15 protein-coding genes are annotated in these 21,991 nt (G+C 54.4%); 9 read left to right on the forward strand and 6 right to left on the reverse strand.

The annotated features are described in order from the left end of the window. Positions 1-142: 142 nt before the first annotated feature. The gene (locus AUQ43_RS10910; protein WP_198157164.1) at positions 143-1,354 is read left to right on the forward strand and encodes a diaminopropionate ammonia-lyase; all 1,212 of its coding nucleotides are present in this window, start codon (positions 143-145) and stop codon (positions 1,352-1,354) included. On the opposite strand, the gene AUQ43_RS10915 is transcribed toward AUQ43_RS10910, so the two are convergent. Then, positions 1,351-1,836, reverse strand: a complete 486-nt coding sequence (locus AUQ43_RS10915; RefSeq protein WP_062956316.1) for an Lrp/AsnC family transcriptional regulator — start codon at positions 1,834-1,836, stop codon at positions 1,351-1,353. The two genes, AUQ43_RS10910 and AUQ43_RS10915, sit on opposite strands and share 4 nt — an antisense overlap. Positions 1,837-2,074: 238 nt before the next feature. Here AUQ43_RS10915 and AUQ43_RS10920 point away from each other — a divergent pair, with 238 nt between their 5' ends. Genes AUQ43_RS10920 through AUQ43_RS10930 form a run of 3 tightly spaced genes read left to right on the forward strand, consistent with a single transcriptional unit; the run spans position 2,075 to position 5,244 of the window. Continuing rightward, positions 2,075-2,860 (forward strand): aspartate/glutamate racemase family protein, encoded by a 786-nt coding sequence (locus AUQ43_RS10920; protein WP_062956317.1) that lies wholly within the window; start codon positions 2,075-2,077, stop codon positions 2,858-2,860. A 15-nt stretch (positions 2,861-2,875) separates the two neighbouring features. Beyond that, entirely contained in the window at positions 2,876-4,036 is a 1,161-nt protein-coding gene (locus tag AUQ43_RS10925; protein WP_062956318.1) for a M20 aminoacylase family protein, read from the forward strand. 26 nt (positions 4,037-4,062) lie between these two features. Further along, positions 4,063-5,244 (forward strand): Xaa-Pro peptidase family protein, encoded by a 1,182-nt coding sequence (locus tag AUQ43_RS10930; RefSeq protein ID WP_062956319.1) that lies wholly within the window; start codon positions 4,063-4,065, stop codon positions 5,242-5,244. Positions 5,245-5,338: 94 nt separating this feature from the next. On the opposite strand, the gene AUQ43_RS10935 is transcribed toward AUQ43_RS10930, so the two are convergent. The 3 genes from AUQ43_RS10935 to AUQ43_RS10945 all read right to left on the reverse strand — a co-directional run bounded on the left by AUQ43_RS10935 (position 5,339) and on the right by AUQ43_RS10945 (position 8,557). Beyond that, positions 5,339-6,514, reverse strand: a complete 1,176-nt coding sequence (locus tag AUQ43_RS10935; protein ID WP_062956320.1) for a CmpA/NrtA family ABC transporter substrate-binding protein — start codon at positions 6,512-6,514, stop codon at positions 5,339-5,341. Between the two features lie 3 nt (positions 6,515-6,517). Then, positions 6,518-7,108 (reverse strand): ANTAR domain-containing response regulator, encoded by a 591-nt coding sequence (locus tag AUQ43_RS10940; protein WP_062956321.1) that lies wholly within the window; start codon positions 7,106-7,108, stop codon positions 6,518-6,520. A gap of 141 nt (positions 7,109-7,249) precedes the next feature. After that, complete coding sequence (locus tag AUQ43_RS10945; RefSeq protein WP_232310658.1) at positions 7,250-8,557, reverse strand: NarK family nitrate/nitrite MFS transporter; 1,308 nt, start codon at positions 8,555-8,557, stop codon at positions 7,250-7,252. A 136-nt stretch (positions 8,558-8,693) separates the two neighbouring features. Between AUQ43_RS10945 and AUQ43_RS20290 the strand changes: the two genes are divergently transcribed. The 5 genes from AUQ43_RS20290 to AUQ43_RS10970 all read left to right on the forward strand — a co-directional run bounded on the left by AUQ43_RS20290 (position 8,694) and on the right by AUQ43_RS10970 (position 15,813). Next, positions 8,694-9,029, forward strand: a complete 336-nt coding sequence (locus AUQ43_RS20290; protein WP_147250437.1) for a hypothetical protein — start codon at positions 8,694-8,696, stop codon at positions 9,027-9,029. A 306-nt stretch (positions 9,030-9,335) separates the two neighbouring features. Beyond that, on the forward strand, positions 9,336-11,807 hold the full coding sequence (gene nirB, locus AUQ43_RS10955; protein WP_062956324.1) for a nitrite reductase large subunit NirB: 2,472 nt from the start codon (positions 9,336-9,338) through the stop codon (positions 11,805-11,807). A 5-nt stretch (positions 11,808-11,812) separates the two neighbouring features. Continuing rightward, positions 11,813-12,163: a nitrite reductase small subunit NirD gene (gene nirD, locus AUQ43_RS10960; protein WP_008889535.1), complete on the forward strand. Its 351-nt coding sequence runs from the start codon at positions 11,813-11,815 to the stop codon at positions 12,161-12,163. Beyond that, entirely contained in the window at positions 12,153-14,861 is a 2,709-nt protein-coding gene (locus AUQ43_RS10965) for a nitrate reductase (protein ID WP_062956325.1), read from the forward strand. Before nirD ends, AUQ43_RS10965 begins: the two co-directional genes overlap by 11 nt. Beyond that, positions 14,833-15,813: a bifunctional precorrin-2 dehydrogenase/sirohydrochlorin ferrochelatase gene (locus AUQ43_RS10970; protein WP_062956326.1), complete on the forward strand. Its 981-nt coding sequence runs from the start codon at positions 14,833-14,835 to the stop codon at positions 15,811-15,813. The genes AUQ43_RS10965 and AUQ43_RS10970 overlap by 29 nt, the downstream gene beginning before the upstream one ends. Positions 15,814-15,888: 75 nt before the next feature. Here AUQ43_RS10970 and AUQ43_RS10975 read toward each other — a convergent pair whose 3' ends face one another. Together AUQ43_RS10975 and AUQ43_RS10980 are read right to left on the reverse strand one after the other, a co-directional pair. Next, the gene (locus AUQ43_RS10975) at positions 15,889-19,323 is read right to left on the reverse strand and encodes a tectonin domain-containing protein (protein ID WP_147250436.1); all 3,435 of its coding nucleotides are present in this window, start codon (positions 19,321-19,323) and stop codon (positions 15,889-15,891) included. A 49-nt stretch (positions 19,324-19,372) separates the two neighbouring features. Further along, a complete protein-coding gene (locus tag AUQ43_RS10980; RefSeq protein ID WP_062956328.1) occupies positions 19,373-21,979 on the reverse strand; it encodes a tectonin domain-containing protein in 2,607 nt (868 codons plus the stop codon). Between the last annotated feature and the right edge of the window lie 12 nt (positions 21,980-21,991).

Consider the following 21,991-nt stretch of genomic DNA (forward strand, 5'->3'; position numbering starts at 1 on the left):
CTTGCCTCAGATTCACCCGAAATCTGATGGCGTGCATCGGATTTGATCGCAATTCAAAGGAAAATCCGCATGCCGAGCCAATAAAATGTCACGTATCGGGCCATCAGTGATGGTTGCGTGTCTTGAACATTTAAGGGCAGTGATGAGCATGATTAACGCCAAAGGGTCGATGACCCATTTTGCAAATCCGTTGGCAAACCGGGAAACCGCCTATTCCGACGCCCAAAAGGCTGTCATCAGCGTTGCAAGATCACGTGAAGCCATTGCGAACATCACCGCTTGGCCGTCTTATCAGCCAACCCCGCTTCACAGCCTTACCAACCTCGCGCGCGACTGCGGGCTTGGTAAGATCTGGTACAAGGACGAGGCAACCCGGTTCGGCCTGAAAAGCTTCAAGGCACTGGGCGGCGCCTATGCCGTTGCAAGGCAACTTCAGGCCATCATCGAAGATAAAACCGGCATCCGCCCCAGTGTCTCGGACATTATCGCGGGCAAACACAAGGACACAGTCTCAGAAATCGTTGTGACCTGTGCCACCGATGGCAATCACGGGCGCTCTGTTGCCTGGGGTGCGCAGATGTTTGGCTGCGGCTGTGTAATCTACATTCATCGCGATGTTTCCGAAGGCCGCAAACAAGCCATGGAGGCCTTTGGCGCCGAAGTCATCCGCATCACTGGCAACTACGACGAATCTGTCCGGCTCGCCGACAGCGAAGCCAAGGCCAAGGGACGTATCATCGTTTCGGACACCAGTTATGAAGGCTACATGGAGGTCCCCAAGGACGTTGCCCTTGGCTATACCGTCATGCTGGCTGAGGCGGTCGAGCAGCTTCACGGCGACATCCCGACCCATGTTTTTATTCAGGGCGGTGTTGGCGGATTGGCCTCGGCCGTAACGGGCTATTTCTGGGACCTCTGGGGCGAAAAGCGGCCACGCATCGTCGTGGTCGAACCTGAACAGGCCAACTGCCTGCAGCAAAGTGCCAAGGCCGGTCATCCGGTCGCGGTTGAGGGCGATCTTGAAACCCTGATGGCGGGCCTGGCCTGTGGCGAGGTATCCCTTCTCGGCTGGCAGATCCTGTCAAACGGGGCGGATGACTTCATGACGCTGAGCGAGGACATGGTCGCACCAGTAATGCAACTTCTTGCCCGGGGCTACGAAACTGACCCCAAGGCAGAGGCAGGAGAATCCGCTGTTGCCGGTCTGGGGGCAGCCATTCTGGCATCACAAAACCCGACCTTTGCCAAGGCATTGGACCTTGACCCAACCAGCAAGGTTTTCGTCATCGGGACAGAGGGGGCGACTGATCCGGAAATGTATGACCGCCTTGTTGGACAAACAGTGCAAGATTAATCAACGTCAACCGGCACCGACAGACCGACCTTCACATTGTCCATGACAATACTGGTCTGGAAACCTTTGACATTGTTGTTTTCAAAGAAGACCTCACGGGTGAATTCTTCATACTCGTCCATGTCGCGTGCCGTCACGACAAGCACGAAATCGGCACTGCCTGTTACGTAATAGCATTGCTGAACAGACGGGTGGTTCTTTGCCGTTTTCTTGAATTCATCAAGGAGATGAAGCTGTTCGCGCTCCATCGTCACCTGCACGATGGCGGTGACATAGCGATCAACCGCCTTGGCATTTACTACAGCGACTTCGGCGCTGATGATATTCTGTTCACGCATTTTCTTGATGCGCCGCTGAACGGCCGCCGGGGACAGGTACACCTGCTCGGCGATCTGATCGGAGGTTGCCCGGCTTGACTTCTGGATGATCTCAAGGATTTTCGCATCAAAGCCGTCGATCTTGCCAATGGGGGCGTTGCTCATTGAAAACACCTGAAAAATCGGGCCGGCCGATCCGGCACATTGTACTCAGTGTGCGGGCTTTGATTGCAATGTAAACCCCTTTTGCCGATCATATTCTGGCAAATAATGCGGCGTTTCGACGCCATGGATGCCCGAATGTCGGAATTCCCGCATCAGATTGCGCTACGCTTTTCGTTCTGCATCCATGTCAGGGGCGCTCATTACATCTTGGCATCCCTTTTTGGGGTTTTCATCCGCAATGACCAGTTTTGCGACGATCAATCCTTTGAAACCACTGGACCATCTGGCCCCGGCTGGACGGGTTGGCTTGATATCGTTGGCGACTGATTTCAATATCGAAACCGATCTCAAACAACTCTATCCATCAGATGTCAGCTTCTTTACCAGTCGGGTGCGAAATCACAATCCGCTGACAATTGAAAATCTTCGCCGCATGACGCCGGGCATCCGCGATGCTGCCGATAAAATCCTGCCTGGCACCGGTCTTGATGCGGTGATTTATGCCTGCACATCGGGTGCCATTGCCATTGGTGTTGATGAAGTCACCCGCCTTGTTCAAGAAGTGCATCCGGGTGTGCCGGTGACGAACCCCGCCACCGCCGCCATAACGGCGTTTAAAACACTATCGGCTAAAAAAATCTCGATCCTCACCCCTTATACCGAACCGGTAAACCGCGATGTTGCGGCCCTTTTTGAATCCTGTGGCGCAGAGGTCATCAACATGACCGGCTTCGGGTTTGAAGACGACACCGCCATGACCTTCATCACGCCCGAAGACATCAAAACCGCAGCCCTTCAAACCTGCGCCAAACAGGCTGATCTTTTGTTCATTTCCTGCACCGCCCTTCGGGCCTCTGGCCTGATCGCGGATCTCGAAGCCCAACTGAATATCCCGGTCATCAGTTCCAATCAGGCTCTTGCCTGGCACAGCCTGAAACTGATGAACTACCCCAAACCGATATCGGGTTTCGGCACCCTGATGCGCGATCACCTCGGCACTACCGCACCGCAAGCCCGCGCCTGAAACAAAGGATATTAAATGCCCCTTGATATGCCCCTGATCAAAGACATGACCGCATGGCGTCAGCACCTTCATCGCCATCCCGAATGCGGTTTTGACTTGCCCATGACATCAAACTTCATTGCCGAAAAGCTTGAAAGCTTCGGGATTGAGACCGTTCGGGGCATCGGGCAAAGCGGTATTGTCGGCATTCTGCGCAATGGCAGCTCAGACCGATCTGTCGGCTTGCGTGCCGATATGGATGCGCTTTACATTGCCGAAGAAAGCACGGCTCCCTATTGCTCGATCCATGATGGCAAGATGCATGCCTGCGGCCATGACGGCCATTCGGCGATGCTTTTGGGGGCCGCGGCGCATTTGGCAAGAACCCGTAACTTTGATGGCACCGTCCATTTCATTTTCCAGCCTGACGAAGAACATGGCGCCGGCGCGCAGGCAATGATTGATGACGGCCTGTTTGAACGCTTTGCCATAGATGAAGTTTATGGCCTGCACAACATGCCCGGTTTGTCAGAGGGCACCTTCACGGTTCGGCCCGGTTCCCTTATGGCGAGTGAAAGCAGCTTTGAAATCAGGATCAAGGGCATTGGCGGTCATGCCGCCATGCCCCATCGTGGTGTCGATCCGATCGTGGTGGGCTCGCAGATCATCATGGCTCTTCAGACCATTACGTCACGCAATCTCAGCGCGATCGAGGAAACCGCTGTTGTCTCTGCAACCGAATTCATCACGAATGGCACAGTCAATGTGATCCCGTCCGAAGTCACCATCAAGGGTGATTGCCGCTGCTTTACCGATGCCAGCCTGAACAAAATCAAAACCGCCATGGAACGCATCGTTGCTGGTACTTGTCAGGCCGCTGGTGCCAGCTATGAATTCAGTTTCAAAAACACCTTTCATTCCACCATCAACAATCCCGACCAAACCACCAAGGCGATCAAGGCGGCACAGGCTGTATTTGGGGCCGAAAATGTTGTTCCCGATTGTGTTCCCCTGACAATTTCCGAAGATTTTTCCAGCATGCTACGCGTCAAACCCGGTTGTTACGCCCTGATCGGCAACGGCACAGGGACGGTTGGTGGCTGTGCGCTTCATAATCCGAAGTACGATTTCAATGACCAGATCCTCTCCAAAGGCGCAGAGTACTGGGTGCAATTGGTCGAAGACATTCTGGGCTGATCGCCCATCGCAGGAGCCCCGCAAAGATGGAAACCGTTAAATTGATTCCCCCTTCCCGCGGGTTTGCGACCGCCGAATTTGAAAACCGCACCAATCGCCTTCAGGCACTCATGGCTGCGCAGGATATCGGCGCACTCTTTGTCACGACCGAACCGGAATTTCGTTACTTCAGCGGATTCAAGTCGCAATTCTGGGAAAGCCCAACCCGGCCATGGTTTCTGGTGATCCCGGCAAACGGCAAACCAATTGCCGTTGTGCCCGAAATCGGTGTCGTCGGGTTTGAACAAACATGGATTGAAGATGTCCGAAGCTGGCCCTCGCCCCGCCCGGAAGATGATGGCATCAGTCTTCTGACTGACACGCTTAAAATTGCGGCTGGCAGCCGTCAGAAAATCGGCGTCATGATGGGGCCTGAAACCCATTTACGTATGCCCGCGTCCAATTTCAGGCAGCTCTGTGAAAACCTGAACAATCATGAAATTGTTGATATCAGCCCCCTTGTGCGCAGTATTCGTGCAGTGAAATCGGCAGCCGAAATCGCCAAAATCCGTTTTGCCTGCGAAGTTACCGCCGCCGGGTTCGATTTCCTGCGTAATACCATTCAACCCGGCATAACCGAACGCGAAGCCTGCAAGGCCATGCAGATCGAAATGTTGCGTTTGGGTGCAGACAGTTGCCCGTATCTGATCGCGGCATCCGGCCCGGGCGGCTATGACAACATCATCATGGGGCCGACAGATCGGGCGTTAGGTGATGGTGACGTTTTGATTATCGATGCCGGTGCCAATTTCGACGGATATTTCAGTGACTTCGACCGAAACTTCGCCTTTGGCGAAGTCGATCCGCAAACCCTGACTGCCTATGACGCTGTCTTTGCAGCCACAGAGGCGGGGCTAAAAGCTGCCAAGCCCGGACATACCACCGGCGACGTATGGCGTGCCATGTCAGAAGAATTGACCAAGGCGGGTGCACTTGGCAATTCAGTCGGGCGCATGGGTCATGGCCTTGGCATGCAACTCACCGAATGGCCATCACTTCAGGAAGGCGGTGATGTACCACTCAAACCCGGGATGGTCATAACCCTCGAACCGGGCATGAGCTTCTTACCGGGTAAGATGATGGTTCATGAAGAAAACATCGTGATCACCGAACAAGGCTGTGAACTCTTGCATACACGAACATGGCCGAAGCTTCCTTCTGTTAGATGACAGAAGGTGGGATCGATTTCTCCTGCGCCAGTCGGTACGCCTTTGATGCCCAGGACAACACCTTGCCGCAAAAGTCTGAGACCGGTATGCGCCCTTAACACTCGACTTCAAAGACACTGTCATCAAGAAACTGATCGCGGCCGACAAGTGCTTGATCCGCTGAATTCGCGGCACCTTCAACACGCCAGTCATCTTTTGGCACCAGAACATCAAGCCCGTCGACCGCCGTGCGATACAGATCCGGGCGATAGACCTCCCGGATAACAGCCTTAAGGTCAGAATCCTCTGGGATTTGCCGCCATCGTTTCATTTGTTCACCAAGCCAGCGCCCCTGTGAAAGCCAGGGGAAGGTTGCGGTGTAACGATAAAATACATGGCGGTCAGGCAGATCAAGTGGCGGTTCACCAGGGCGCAAGACCGGTTTGCCGCTAAGCGATGCATTGAGCACTTCAAACGGGGCGCCGACATTGGCTTCCTCAGACAGGATGTGCGCAAGTTCAACCCGGTTTCCCGGCTGATCTGCCCATTCTGCTGCACAAACCAATGCACGCACCAGCGATGAAACAAGCTCCGGGTTGGAGTTTGCCCAGTCTTCGCGCAATCCCAAAACTTTTTCAGGGCTGCGGGACCAGATATCGTCCTTCAGGGCGACGATGACGCCATCGCCATGAAAGACAGCGCGCTGGTTCCATGGCTCCCCGACGCAATAGCCATCAACCCAGCCATTTCGCAAGCTGTCAAACATTCTGGGCGGTGCAATGACGCCGATATTCACATCCGCGTCCGGGTCAATTCCGGCAGCTGCCATCCAGTAGCGGAGCTCATAGTTATGGCTTGAAAACGGAAACACAGTGGCAAAGGACATGATCGGACGACCTTCAGCCTTGTCCTCATCAATGACCTTTTTAAGCGCCCTGGCGGACAAGCCACGCGGCCCGTGCATCGCATCAGGATCGGCTTCGAGCATACGTTGATACAGCTTTGTTGAAACCGTAATCGCATTGCCGCCACGGCCCAGGGCCATCGGCACGACAATGTTTTGAACCGGCAGCCCGCCAAGCCCAAGGCGCGCGGCAATCGGGATGCCCGCAAGCAGGTGTGCCGCATCCAGCATGCCAAAAGCCAGTTTATCGCGAATGGCGGCCCATGACATTTCCCGCACAAGTTCCAGTTCGATATTCTCGCGCGCGGCAAATCCCATCGCGCGCGCCACGACTGGAATGGCACAGTCGACAAGCGGTACAAATCCGAGACGAACCTTATTTGCCATCAATTAAAACTCCAACTGAAACGCCGTGATGACACTTTGCGCAATCTCATAGATCTTGCGGTTCTGCTTCATGGCATTCTTGCGCAAAAGGTTATAGGATTCTTCCTCGGACAAACCTTTTTCTTTCATCAGCAATCCCTTGGCCCGCTCAATCATTTTGCGCTCATTAAGCTTGGCCTGCGCCTCGTCGCGCTCACGGCGCAGCTGATCGAAAACGTTAAAACGTGAAATCGCCATCTCGACAATCGGGCGAATGCGGTCCTGACGTAAACCGTCAACGACATACGCACTGACACCGGCTGAAACAGCCTCCTGAATCATCGAGGCATCGCTCTGGTCGACAAACATGGCAATCGGGCGCGCGATCGCGCGTGACACTTGAAACATCTGTTCAAGAGTATCACGGTCCGGATTCTCAAGATCAATAATGATAATGTCCGGGGCAAGCGCCTGAATGCGTTCAACCAAATTGTGTGACGTCCCAATTCGCGAAACGCGCGCATAACCGCTTTCGACCAGACCACGTTCGACAATAGCCGCGCGGTCGGGATCTTCGTCGATCACCAGAATATTGTATTCTTCCAGCCTTACCAAATTACCCCTTAACTCCCATGCAGCCTCTTTTGGCCTGATCTCTCATAACTCTTTTTATCTTTCCGCCCGTTATCGGATACGGATTAATGGTTCGGGATGCGACACTGGCCGCATCCCGAATAGATTTTGTCAAACGCGCGGTTATTCAGCCGGAACCGGCTGCGTTGAGCCGGAAGTACCCATACGTTCCGCCTGAGCAGATTCAAACCGTGCTTTTTCTTCGGCCTGTGTTTCCACCGAGAACCGCACAGCCAGTGCTGCGAACGAGCAAATTAGCACTGCAACACCAAGATAAAGAAGACCCTCTTCATAGGTAAGCGCTTCGGACTTGAACAGGAAGCCAGCAGCAACCGCACCGGCGTTACCACCCGCACCGACAATGCCCGCAACCGAGCCAAGCGCCTTGCGGTTAACAAACGGAACAATCCCGAAGGTTGCCCCTTCTGACATCTGAACGAACAGCGAGAAGACGATCATCACGGCAACCGCAACAACCAGTGCTTCCATCTGCGAGAAGGCAATCAGGGCGATGCCTTCGATGAACAGTGCCATGAACAGAAACTTCACGCGACCCGAAAGACCGCCCTTGGCAGCAAACTTGTCAGAAAACACACCGCCCAGCGTACGGGCAAAGATGTTCATCAAGCCAAACAGACCAGCAATCATACCGGCAGTTGCCAAAGACAGGTCAAACTTGTCGAAGAAATAGATTGCAGCAATGTTGTTGATGGTCAGCTCTACACCAAAGCACGCCGCATAAACCAGGAACAAAGCCCAGACACGGTAATCCGATACGGCAGCCAACATTCCCTTGGTCGCACCAGCGGTGTCATCTTCAGGTTTCAGCGCACCGCTTTTGCGCAGATCGCTATAGTTGCCATCCGGGCAATCCGTGGTAAAGACCCAGTAAAGCACCGCAACCACCAGCATGATCACGCCCGGAAATACCATCGCCAGACGCCAGCCCATGGTTTCAGCAACACCGAAACCAAGAACCATGGCGAGGATCGCCGGCATGACCATCTGCGTCACGCCACCGCCAAGGTTACCCCAGCCAGCGGTCGTGGCATTTGCCGTCCCAACCACGTTTGGCGCGAACATCATCGACGTGTGATACTGCGTGATTACAAACGATGCCCCGATTGAGCCGATAGCCAAACGGGCAAGCAGGAAGGTTTCATAGCTGTCAGCAAGACCGATCAGCATGACCGGAAGCGAGCCCAGCACCAGAAGACCGGTATAGGTCTTGCGCGGCCCGATCTTGTCGCAAAGCGGTCCGATCAAAAGTCTGACCAGAACCGTGATGGCGACAGAGGCAATGATGGTACTGCCGATTTCGCTTTTGGTAAGTCCCAGGTCATCTCGCACCAGCGGCATCAGCGGTGCAATGCCGAACCAACCAAAGAAGCACAGGAAGAATGAAAGCCAGGTAAGGTGGAAAGTGCGCATCTGGACAGTCTTGAGACTGAATAGATTTATGCGTGTAGCCTTGTTCTTGATTTCCATGATCAGAAGCCCTTCGTTTAGGCCGCACAGCACTGAATGTCTGTTGTAAGCGACCAACGGTTTTTCCCCATGGGCCTAAATGCTTCATCTGGAAGATGTCTGCAGGCGGCCCGTCATTCGTATCGGAAAGGCTGCGCGGTCATCGCGCTGCAATTCCAAACGTCTGATCGTCCGCCGTTGGACGAAGAACTGTGAGCCACCCGTCATTGGGCCTGCTTTCGTCAAAGCTGCTCACACGAACCCCACATTGCAAACACCGCGCCAATTTTTCCGCGATGCGGGAAAAACGCACCAAACAGCTGATTTATGGGAATTTTATCTCACTGCATCTGCACAGAGAAATTTCGCAGAACTCAAAATGCCTGATAAATGCACAAAAAAAGATCACCTTCATTTTTCAGTGTTTATATTTTAATCACTTATGGCATTCCCATTGGTCACTGGCAAAACAGGAAGGTAAAAATATCAGATATTTTTCAAATGCTTATCAGATATTTTTCCAAAGTATAATTTTTGGCATGCCACTTGAATGTAGAGAGGCATGAGCGCGGGCAGTGTCGCCTGCGGCTCCGGCGAAATGCCGATCTCATATATTATAGAATCCAACGACGGGTTCACCGGATAATGACGTCCGTTGCGAAATGCCTCTTTTGGGAGCAGGCCGCATCGGGCGTTTTTTTTTGTGCCAACTTCGCATCCCGCGACGAGGAGCCAGAGACAAATGAACCACGTCACTGCAGCATTAAGAACCGCAAAATCCCGCCTGGTTGTCATCGGCAACGGTATGGCTGGCATGCGCACCGTCGAAGAAATCCTGTCACGCGCACCAGACAAATACGACATTACGGTTTTCGGTGCCGAACCGCGCGTGAACTATAACCGCATCATGCTCTCGCCGTTGCTTTCGGGTGAAAAGGACTTTGACGAAATCGTCATCAACACGCCCGAGTGGTACACGGAAAACAATATCTATCTTTATTCCGGCGACCCGGTGGTCAAGATTGACCGCGACCGCAAGGTGGTAATTTCCAAGAGCGGTACGGAAACCGAATATGACGAACTGCTGCTTGCCACCGGTTCCGATCCGATCATTATCCCGGTTCCGGGCCATAAGCTTGATGGTGTTGTGACATTCCGCGATGTCGATGATGTCGAGACCATGCTTGGTGCCGCGGCAAAAGGCGGCCCGGCGGTTGTGATTGGCGGCGGGCTTTTGGGCCTCGAAGCCGCCGTCGGCCTGCAAGCACAAGGCATGGAAGTCACGGTTCTTCATCTGGCAGGTCACGTGATGGAGCGTCAGCTCGATCCATCTGCGGGCTATCTTCTTGCGCAGGAACTCGAACAACGCGGTATCAAGGTCATCACCGAGGCCGATACAGCAGAAATCGTTGGCACAGACCACGTAACCGGCGTCCGCCTTAAGGACGGGCGCATGATCCCGGCTGATCTGGTGGTCATGGCTGTTGGCATCCGACCAAACGGTCGCCTTGCCACAGAAGCAGGCCTCAACGTTGAACGCGGCATCGTCGTTGACGATGTCATGACCACCAGTGATCCGGCAATCTTTGCGGTTGGCGAATGTGTACAGCATCGTGGCCAATGTTACGGCCTTGTCGCGCCGCTATTTGAAATGGCGAAGTCGCTGGCCGATCACATGGCCGAGATCGACACTGATGGCTACACAGGTTCCATCACATCGACCAAACTCAAGGTTACCGGCGTCGATGTGTTTTCTGCCGGTGACTTCAGCGGCGGCAACGAAACAGAGGAAATTGTTTTCCGCGATGCCGGACGTGGTGTCTACAAACGCATCGTTCTTGAAGACGGCAAAATCAAGGGCACGGTCCTGTATGGGGACACGTCCGATGGCGGTTGGTATTTCCAACTGATGAAGGACGGCGAAGACGTCACCGAACTGCGTGACACACTTGCCTTCGGCAAGGCATTCGCCGGAGGTAGCGCCGGAAACCCTCTTGATGCCGTTGCAGCCCTGCCAGACGATGCAGAGATTTGCGGCTGTAACGGCATTTGCAAGGGCTCCATTGTTGCCGCCATCAATGAAAAAGATCTGACCACCCTTGATGAGGTTAAGGGTCACACCAAGGCATCGGCATCCTGCGGATCATGTTCGGGCCTTGTTGAAAACCTTTTGGCAGCAACCCTTGGCGGGGATTATGAGGCGGCAACGGTCAAGCCAATCTGCACCTGCACCGATCATGACCATGACAGTGTCCGTCGCCTGATCGTTGCCAAAAACCTGAAATCAATGCCGGCTGTCATGCAGGAACTGGAATGGAAGTCATCCGATGGCTGCCATGTCTGTCGTCCGGCTTTGAACTATTACCTGCTGGCTGCATGGCCAAGTGAATATGTTGATCATGGTGCATCGCGTTTCATCAACGAACGTGTGCACGCCAACATTCAGAAAGACGGGACTTATTCGGTCATTCCGCGCATGTGGGGTGGCTTGACCAACCCGCGCGAACTGCGCGCCATCGCCGATGTCGCCGATAAATTCGAAATCCCGACCGTCAAGGTCACAGGTGGTCAGCGTATTGACCTTCTTGGGGTCAAGAAAGAAGACCTGCCAGCGGTCTGGGCCGACCTGAATTCGGCGGGGATGGTATCGGGTCATGCCTATGGCAAATCGCTTCGAACGGTCAAAAGCTGTGTTGGGCAGGAATGGTGTCGCTTTGGTACCCAGATGTCGATGGGCATGGCTGTCGAGCTGGAAAAAATGACCTGGGGATCATGGATGCCCCACAAGTTCAAAATGGCTGTTTCGGGGTGCCCACGCAACTGCGCTGAAGCCACGATCAAGGATTTTGGTGTTGTGGCAACCGATGGTGGCTGGGACCTTCATGTCGGTGGCAATGGCGGCATTCACGTCCGCGCAACCGACCTTCTGTGCAAGGTAACAACCGACGAAGAGGTCAAGGAATATTGCGGCGCCTTCATCCAGCTATACCGTGAAGAGGCCCGCTATCTTGAACGCACCGCCCCCTGGATCGAGCGAGTTGGCCTGAAACATGTTCAGGAACGTGTTGTCGATGATGAAGCCAATCGCAAAGCATTGTTTGATCGCTTCATGATCAGTCAGAAAACAGCGCAGATTGATCCGTGGGCAGAGCGCGCCTCCGAAGGCGTTGATGCGCATGAATTCAATCCCCTTTCCATGATTGCAGCGGAGTAAGACAGATGAGCGATAATCTGACATGGGTAGAAGTCGGCCCTGCCTCTGCCATCCCGCAGCAGGGGGCCCGCACCTTGCAAACCGAAACCGATCGCATCGCGATTTTCCGAACACTTGATGATCAGGTCTTTGCCCTGCTCGATCGCTGCCCGCACAAACAGGGACCGCTGGCACAGGGCATCGTCCACGGTCATTTCGTGACCTGCCCGCTTCATAACATGGTTTTTTCACTTGAAACGGGTGAAGCCCAGGGCCCCGATGACGGGTGTGCCGCCAAAGTCGAATGTCAGGTCGTGAACGGCGTTGTACGTGTTGGCCTGACAGAACTGCAAGCTGGATTGCGCCATGCAGGATGAGGTCAAAACAACCTGCCCCTATTGCGGTGTTGGCTGTGGCTTGATCATTTCACCAACCCGCGATGGATGGGCTGTCGGTGGCGATCCGGATCATCCGGCCAACTTTGGGCGGACATGTTCCAAGGGGGCTGCACTTATCGACACCATCATGGCCGAGGAAAAGCGAGACATCCGTCTGCTGGAACCCGAAGTCGATGGCAAGCAGGTCCCATGGAATGATGCCATTGGCGAAACGGCAAAGCGCCTGCGCGATACCATCGAAAAGCACGGCCCGAAATCAGTGGCGTTCTATGTCTCTGGTCAGCTCCTGACCGAGGACTACTATGTCGCCAACAAGCTGATCAAGGGCTTCATCGGGTCCCCCCATATCGATACCAATTCGCGGCTTTGCATGGCATCAACCGTGGTCGGCCACAAGCGTGCCTTTGGTGCCGATGTGGTACCGGGCTGCTATGAAGATCTTGAAATTGCGGATCTGGTTATTCTCACCGGGTCGAACCTGGCATGGTGTCACCCGGTGCTCAACCAGCGCCTACGCACCGCCAAGGAAAAACATGGCACAAAGATCGTTGTTATTGATCCGCGCAGGACTGCAACTTGTGATATCGCCGATCTGCATTTGCCAATCACACCGGGCAGCGACGTTGCCCTGTTTAACGGCTTGCTGGCGTGGCTGGACCAAACCGGCAATACCGACCTTAAATATGTTGCCCGTCATGTAAGTGGCTATGACGGTGCAGTGGCAGAGGCACGCGCCGACTGCCCTGATATTGAGACAACCGCAGAAAAATGCGGGCTCAACACCCACGAAAGTGCCGATGAAAACGGCTCAGGTCTGGGGAAACTGGAAACGTTGTTTAACTGGTTTGCTGCCTTTGAACGCACCGTAACGGTGTTTTCGCAGGGGGTTAATCAGTCTTCTAGCGGATCGGATAAAGTGAATTCGATCCTTAATTGCCATCTGGCAACCGGACGGGTCGGAAAACCGGGTTCCAGCCCGTTTTCGGTAACCGGCCAACCCAATGCCATGGGCGGCCGTGAAGTTGGCGGCCTTGCCAACCAGCTTGCTGCCCACATGAATCCCAATGACGCCATTGATGTCGACCGCGTCCGGCGTTTCTGGAAATCAGATGTCCTCGAACCGGGCGAGGGCCACAAGGCCATCGACATGTTCCGCGCGATTGAAAGCGGGGAAATCAAGGCCGTCTGGATCATGGCAACCAATCCGGCCGTTAGCCTGCCGGATGCGGACCGTGTGCGCCTTGCGCTGTCGCGATGCCCGCTTGTGATTGTATCGGACACAGTCAAGGACACCGACACTCTGCGTCATGCCGATATAAAACTGCCTGCCGCTGGCTGGGCCGAGAAATCCGGTACCGTTACAAATTCCGAACGCCGAATTTCGCGCCAACGTCCATTCCGCAAAGCCCAGGGCAGCGCCAAGCCCGACTGGTGGATCATGTCCGAAGTCGCCAAAGCCATGGGCTATACCAAGGCGTTCAAATACAAGGACCCAAGCGATATATTCGCCGAACATGCCGCTCTGTCAGAATTTGAAAATGATGGTTTGCGCGCCTTTGATATCGGCATATGGCACAAGGCCCGCAAATCGGCATATGACAACATGGCCCCCTTCCAATGGCCGGCATCGCGTAAACATCAGCCAGCGCACGGCCCAACCCGCCTTTACGGGGACGGCATCTTTACGACCTCAAGTGGGCGGGCAAAGATGCTTGGCCTCAGTCATCGTGGCCCACAATCGAAAACGAGCCGGGATTACCCGTTAATTGCCAATAGTGGTCGCTATCGCGATCAATGGCACACAATGACCCGGACGGGCACAGCAGCACGACTTAGCGCACATCGCCCGGAACCATTGCTTGAAATTCATCCTGATGATGCCGGGCTGTACAACCTGACTGATGGCGGGATCGCCTGGATCAAAAGTCAAAACGGTACAGCGCTGATGCGTGTTGCAGTCACCGATGCGCAAATGCCCGGACAAGTTTTCATTCCAATGCATTGGAGTGATTCATTTTCGGCCGCGGGTGGGATTGGTCGACTTCTCCCCCCCAATGTTGACCCCCACTCCGGCCAACCCGAAAGCAAACATATTCCCATTGCCGTCGAGCCCTTCGTCGCCAAATGGCAGGGACTTTTGTTTTCAAGCACACCTCTTGATTTATCCGGCCTGCCATACTGGGTCAGCGCAACCGGTATCGGCAGCATGGTCTACGAGATCGCCGGAAATACACCAATGATATTCAAATCCCTGCTGCCGATCGCCACCAACAAGGATGACGAACAAATCATTGAATATTCGGACGCGAAAAAGGGTGTTCATCGCGTCGCCCGTCTTGAGCGTGACCGCATTACAGGGGCGCTTTTTGTCGGCCCTGAACGGCCGGCACTTGGTCGCGACTGGGTTTCAAAACTGTTCGGGGCGGATGCCATTGCACCGATGGAACGCAATGCACTTCTGGCCGGGCGCATGCCCGATGCCGGTGCCATCAATGATCGTTTGATCTGTTCATGCTTCTCGGTCGGTTTGGCTGCGATCACCACTGCCATTTCAGAACAGAAAGCCGTCACTGCAGCCGATATTGGCCGCGTGCTACAGGCCGGAACAGGCTGTGGGTCCTGTTTGCCGGAGATAAAGGAGATTCTCGATGACGTATTACCGCGCGCCGCAGAATAAAGCTCTTGGCTCTCCGGCAATTGCCGATCAGCCGGACGAAAAGTTCGCCTATTTCCCGGCATTTGTGAAAGTGCAGGGCAAGAAGGTTGTTGTGCTTGGGGGTGGCGATGTCGCTGCGGGCAAGCTCCGCCTTCTGATGCGCAGCCACGCCGACATAACAGTCATCGCCCCCGAACTCTGCGATGACATCGCCCGAATGCATGCGAACGGAAAGATCAGGTGGGAAAGCAGCCCGTTTGTCGACACCATGATCAACGGAGCCGCCATGGTGTTTGATGCAACGGACAATCCACATTTGACCGCCCGGGTCGAGGCGGCGGCAAAGCGGCGCAACATTCTGCTAAATGTCGTCGACAAGACAGCGCATTGTGATTTCATCGTGCCTGCCATCCTTGACCGTGCCCCTGTGATGATCACGATCTCCACCGGGGCTTGCGCCCCGGCACTTGCGCGCATCTTGCGTCAACGGCTTGAAACGGTGTTCCCCGCAACCCTGTCAAACATTGCCAAAATCGCCCGCGATGCCCGCGAAACGGTCGCAACACATCTGTCCGACGGGCTATCGCGCCAGCGCTTCTGGACCCGGTTCTTTCAGAAGGCCTTGCGCGCCGATAGCGCCGAAAAAATTACCCAAGACGACCTCAGCCACGAGCTGCGCAGTTTTGTCCCGCAAGGTAGCAGTGCCACCGTCCCCTCAGGACAATCCTTGCGGCTGGATGTTGACGCAAACAATGCGTACGACATTCCCCATGGGATCGCGCGTCATGTCGAAACCGCCGATATCATTTTTCACAATGATGATATCGCCCCCGACATCCTTGCACTGGCACGCCGTGATGCAACGCTTGTAGACCTCACGGCAGCTACGTTTGACAGCGAAGAAACGCTTGGGAAACAGATACAATTCTTCACACAACAAGGGATGAACGTCTTGCAGCTGTGTCGAACTTGATTGATGCGTCTTGTGCCTTTGACTGAAAACAGTTCAGGTTGGAAGCCGATCTAGGCTTCCAACCCTTTTTGCTTATCAGTCATAGGCCGTCATTGAGCCATCCGGGCGGGCAACCCAGATTTCTCCAGCAGCACTTACTGACACAGTCTGCGCTTTGGTTTCATCAATGACCTTCCAGCTCTTCGCATTTTCATCCCACTGGTAAAGTGTGTTTCCGTTGGGACCGCCCAGATGCCAGACCGACCCGTCCCGGCCAACAGCAACATCACGTGCCTGCCCCGGAATCTGGTTCCATTGATTGTTTTCCAATCGATAGATTTCGCCTTGCCTGCCTACAGACCAGACTTTGCCATCGGCACCCGCCGCAATTTTCGCGACATTGCCCGGAACCCTGATCCAGCCACTATCCCCCATACGATAGACGCTGCCATTACCACCAATATGCCACTGGGTTCCGACATCATCGACGGCGATGTCTGATGCCCAACCCGAAATCGGCGTTTTCTTGCCCAGGGAATCAATATTCCACATTTTGCCGTCCGTGGTCAGAATGAAGGCATTGTTCTTAAGTCGTCCGGCTTCGACCCGCGCAACCCCGGAAGCAAGAACCTGCTTCCAGCCCAGTTGCCCCCGGGGCTGGATATACAGCGAACCACTGCCACCGATATGCCAGACATCACCACTCTTACCGATACTGACCTGACTTGCCCGGCCAGCAACATTGCGCCATTTCTTCGGACCAGACATTACAGCATAGGTAACCGTCGGCTCGTCGACCTCGATCTGTGTGATGGTAATTCCGTTATCCTGAACAACGGTTTTTGTCGAATCCACCAAATTGCCGGGATCGGCCATCGCTGGACGCGGCGTGGATTTGTGGCGATATAGGACAATCGCATTATCCGGACGCAATGCCCACAGCGCACCCGAAGGTCCGGCGTCAATCTGGCTGATCGTGCCACCGCGTCCTTCTTTCCAACTGCCATTGTACGACAGTCGGAAAACTTCATTTTCAAGACTAGTAATCCACACCGCACCATACGGGCTGACGCTGACATCCTTTGCTTTTCGGCCGAAGTCCTTCCATTGGCCATTCAGCAAATAATGCAGTTTGTCATTGGTATCGATGACCCACAGCATGCCCCCCTGCCCTGCAGATATCTTTTTGGCTTTCGGGCCATTGATACGTTGCCAGTTGAAATCATCGGGGTCGGCAACATAAAGGCTATTGCTGCCACCAATGTGCCATTTGCGTCCGTCCGGCCCAACGGATACCGCATGGCCAATTCCGGACACATTACGCCAGGAACGACCATCATACATCTTCATGGCCCCACCCTCTGCCAGCGCGAATGCCGCTTTTCGACCTGGCATTGCCGCTATATCGACGAAATTGTCACCGGCGGCAATTTCAGACCATTTGTGATCATTTGCCGGATCAGCCCAATAAGCCTTGCCGCCGCCAATGTGCCAGACGTCACCGGAAGGACCTGCTGAAATGGCCGTCGCACTACCATCAAAATTATGCCAGCGACCTTCGTCATACACGAAATAAAGCGGATCCGAGCTGAAGCGGGACTCCTCATAGTGCGCCATCGCCGCTGCTTCGATCTGTTTCAGGTCGCTTGCAGAAGGCCGCACTTCGTTACTTGTTGCCAAGGCCCAGTATGAATAGACCTTTGCCGCCTGATCCTTGTTTTGCAGCCAAACTTTCAGGCTGGGCTTGTAGGATTTCGCATGTTCAAGCGCCCGCATCAGAGCCGGACGCGCATCTGCTTTGGCGAGGTTCTTGTTAAGCTCGGCCTCAAAAATGGCAACCGCCAGTTCGATCACGATCTGCGGTCCGCTTATGGAAAGCATCTTTGTGACCAGTTTCTTTGATGCCTTAAAGGCCGTTTTTACCGCGGCACGCGCTGCGTCATCGGCCACGTCACCGATTTCCCGGCCTACTTTTGATGCAACCTTTCCGATATCATCGCTCGACCCCAGTATGTCATCGACGTTATCACCAAGTTCTTGCGAGACGAGCTTCATCTTGTCGTCGATATCGTAAATCTCATCAACGAGATCATCAGCAAGGTCAATTCTGGTCCTGTTTGGATAGGCTTTCCGAATAATCGCATCTGCGACCGTTTCATCCTTAAGCGGGATAAGAGCGGTAGAGAACATACCCAGCGTCGGAACAGCTGCCACTGTATTCACCATCGCCGCACGGTTCGTGATCTGCTTAAAGTTTGGTGGCACGGGTAGATGATCGCTGATCAGAAACTGCAGGTTCGAACGTCCCGCCTTTGAATCGGCGGTCTGCTTTTCTTTCAGCTTCAAGGTCTGTGCAGCATGCCACACGTCGTATGCTTTGACGGCCTCTGTCGCCAAATAGACACGATACCCGTTGGCGAACTGTTCGATTTCACGGATCAGGCGCCCCTCCGGGCTACTCGAAGAGACTGAACCGCTCATCACTGCATTGACCAGGTGATTAAGCACCGCATACCGCAGAGCAAGGCTTTCTTCGGGATAGTGTGCAATTTCCTGCCAAAGAGCTTCAATCGCACGGGTCCGGTCCACACCTTCGGCACGCCCCATATTGACTGCAATCCGCTCAAGCTCCGCACGTTCCGCGATCACTTTCAGAATGACACCCGTCGCGCCATCCATCTGCATGAAGCCCTTGCTAGGATAAGGTTCCATTTCCCATTCGATACTCGGTGCAAGGCAGCCACGCGGGGAATCAACTGATTCCTCAGAGCGGGTGTAACCTGCCGGGCAGCTGTAGCAGCTGCCGAAATTCTTCGGGTCCCAGAACGCGTTGTTGCCATATTGCTTGCAACCTGCTTCGCCTTTTTTCTCTGCCGAAGCGGTCTCAAACACGGGACGCCCGCATGCCTGAGCACTTTTTACCGAATTGATGGTGCGAACATACCCATCCGGGCAGGACCAGCAACTTCCACCGTCGATCAGGTCAAAGACGGCATTATCATCACCACATTCAGGTCCCTTGAATTCGGCGTTGCGCCAACTGAACTGCAAAAGCCCCGCAACCCGTTCACACGCCTTGTCGGAATTGATCGGATCGAACAAGGTGCGGTTATAGCCCGTTGGGCAACGCCAGCAGGTACCGCCATTATACATGTCAAAGAAGCTGCCCGGCGGGCACTGCGATACGCCTTCAAGCAGCTTTGCCGGGACAGCATCATTGAACACATCTTTGCTCGTAATCTTGTGACACGCAGAATTCGTCGTTACCGCATCACCAGACCGACTATAACCTGTTGGGCAGGACCAGCACGCTTCAAGATCATAGAACTGACCATCCGGACATGTCGTGGCAGGTTTGCCTTCATATTTTGCCGGTCGCCCCTGGCAGCTTTGTTGCAGTTGGCCACGTTCATCCAGACCACCGCAAAGCGCCTCGGCCCGGGCTGGCTCGTTGACGATCATCATCCCCGCCAGACCAATCAGCACACCGACAAAAGCAAACATCAGATGTCGAAGCGTTTGATCATCCAAGTTTATTTCCCGGACCCGGGATTGGGTTTCGTCTGTCATGTCCTTGCTCCTAGTCGCGTGCCCGCTTGATGGTCGGTGTGTTGTTCACACTCAGCCACAGACGTCCATCTTCCTCGACGTCAAAATTTTCAGCTGTGGAATTTTTGATGAGATCAAAGCTCTTGTTCGTCGCATTCCAGCGATACACGCCATTATCGGAGGTCAGGATAAAGACCTCGCCGTTGCGTGACACCCGGACTGCTTCGGCCTTTTGCCCTTGACTGGGCCGCTTTTCAAATGACGTGCCTGTCCATTGCCGGACATAAAGACTGCGATCAATAATCCAGACGTCGTTACCGGCACCCACCGAAACGTCGTACAAGGAATTGAAGTCGTCAAAGCGCGTAAAACTGTTGCTGCCCGGACCTTTGGAATACAGCCAGTAATCGCCGCCGGTATAGAATATCGCGTAAACTGTATCGTCTGGTGCAACTGCGACACCTGCGGGTGTCAGGCCGCTAACCTTGAATTCTTGCTGGCTTTTGTTGCGTTCACGGAAAAGCCCTACAGACGGGGACAAGGTCGAAGCCCAGATATCCCCGTTACTTGCGACATCGTAATCCTGAATATTGGCATTCTGGTCGCCAAATGCGGTGGACTCTGCCACGAACTTTCTGCGCCGTTCGTCATAAACAAACATGGAGCCTGATTGGCTTGGGCTGTTGGTATAGGAATAGCCATAGACAACGCCGTCATTGCCGGTAGCAATCTCGATATCAGCCCCGGAAGGTGCCGCATCTGTTTCGACGGTTTCAAAGCTAATATTTTTGGTAAAGGTGAAGCCTTCTACGATGTTCGACGTGACGGAGGCCGTATCACCCCTGCCCTCCATGTCTTCGGACGTTCGCGCCGCAATGCGCAGGTCGCCACTTTCATCGCGTTCAAAGAACTGACTTGCCAGAATCGTCCCATCCGAAGCGACTATCCACGGGTATCCTTGCGGCCCGGCCGCAACTCTTTTGGGTGTTTTGCGCGCAAGTCGGACGGTTTCAAAATCACCGATATCATCGTTATACCGGCGCAAAACATTGTCGGGTGTCACGATCCAAAGGGTACCGTCAATGCCAGTGGCAAGGCTTGTTGCCTTCTGACGAACGGTTTTGCATCCCGTATCACCGCAATATTGCAAAAAACCGTTTTCGAGAATGGTCCACGGACTTCCATCAGGCATCAGGGCAATCGAAACGCCTTGTCCATCTATTGGTGTAAAGCCCGTGCCATTGCGATCAGTGCGGTAAAGTCGCCCTTGGGCATTTACCGTCACAACATCGCCATTTGCGGCAATGGCGATGTCTGCTGCAGTTTGACCAACAACCTGTTGCCAATCATTCCCGGTGTGGCGAAACACACGGCCAAGCGCAGAAACGCCCCACGGATTTCCATCCGGATCAACCGCAATACGAACCACACTGCCGGGAAAACCGTTAAACCGCCCTTGGCTGTTCGACCAACGCAGGATATCGCCACCTCGAATGGCAAAAACACTGCCATCCCGGCCAATCGCCAAACGGTCGGCACTGTCACGCGTATCGGTAAAAGTCAGGTTGCCGTCATAGGTCCGGCTTGCCGGATCTTCGGCAAGATTGTCCGCGACAGGTCGTTCAGTTTTATCGCCACTCCCCTCACGAGTATCGTCATTTGATACCGTTTGCGTTTCTGACGGCGGCGGTGAAATTGGTTCTGCACGTGACGGGTCCGCACGCGCGACCGGTGCTTTGGGCGGACTTGCGGATGGATAGGCAGACGAAATTTCATCTGCCGTTATCTCGTCAGCCTTTATGTCATCCGGGCGCGCTTCCGGCGCGCTAAGGCCCTCTGCACCAGTTTCCTGATCTTGCGGATCAATACCGGATGACAAGGCAATCCGCACCTTGGCCAGAATGCTATTGTCTCGTAACACGACCCAAGGTGCCCCGGAACGTGTCACCGCAATGTCGGTTGCCGTATCCACCCCCTGAAGAACGAACCAACGCTGGTCGCGCATCCGCCACAGCATCACCCGACCATCCGGGTGGACCATTGCCACACGTTGATTTAAACCCGCAGCAATATCGCGTGCCAGACCGGGAAGCGTGTGCCATCCCGCATCATCGCGCATGCGAATTTCATTTGTCGGGGTAACCGCCCATAGCCTTCCATCCGGATCGACTGCCAGCCGCTTTGCAATACCGGTTATGGTTTCCCAGCTATGTCGTAGCTCCAACCACCGCTGAACAGAGCCATCTGTCTTGGCGATATAGATTTCGCCACGTGCGTTGCCTGCTACATCAACGACGTCACTGCCTTTGCGCTCCCACCACAGACCATTATAGCGATAGACATCCCCATCACCGTCAATGACCCAGGGACGGCGTTCAGCGGCCCCCGTGATCCGAACAAAGGAGCCCGACATGGTGCGCCAGCGTTCTTCCCGTGGATCCCAGCGAAGCGGGGTTCCGTCCACCGAGATGGCATAGGCCTCGCCAATTTCTGTTACCGAAATATCCTGCGCCTGACCCGGCAAGGTGAACCACACCCCGTCATCAAGCACCTGGGCTGCATGGCTTATCCCGGCCATGGCCTGCAATGCGCCTGCAAACAAGATCACCAAAACAATGCAGTATGAAAGTCTTGTCATAATCAAGCCTTT

It is taken from the genome of Thalassospira sp. MCCC 1A01148, assembly GCF_001613795.1.
In the GTDB taxonomy this organism is placed as follows: Bacteria; Pseudomonadota; Alphaproteobacteria; order Rhodospirillales; family Thalassospiraceae; genus Thalassospira.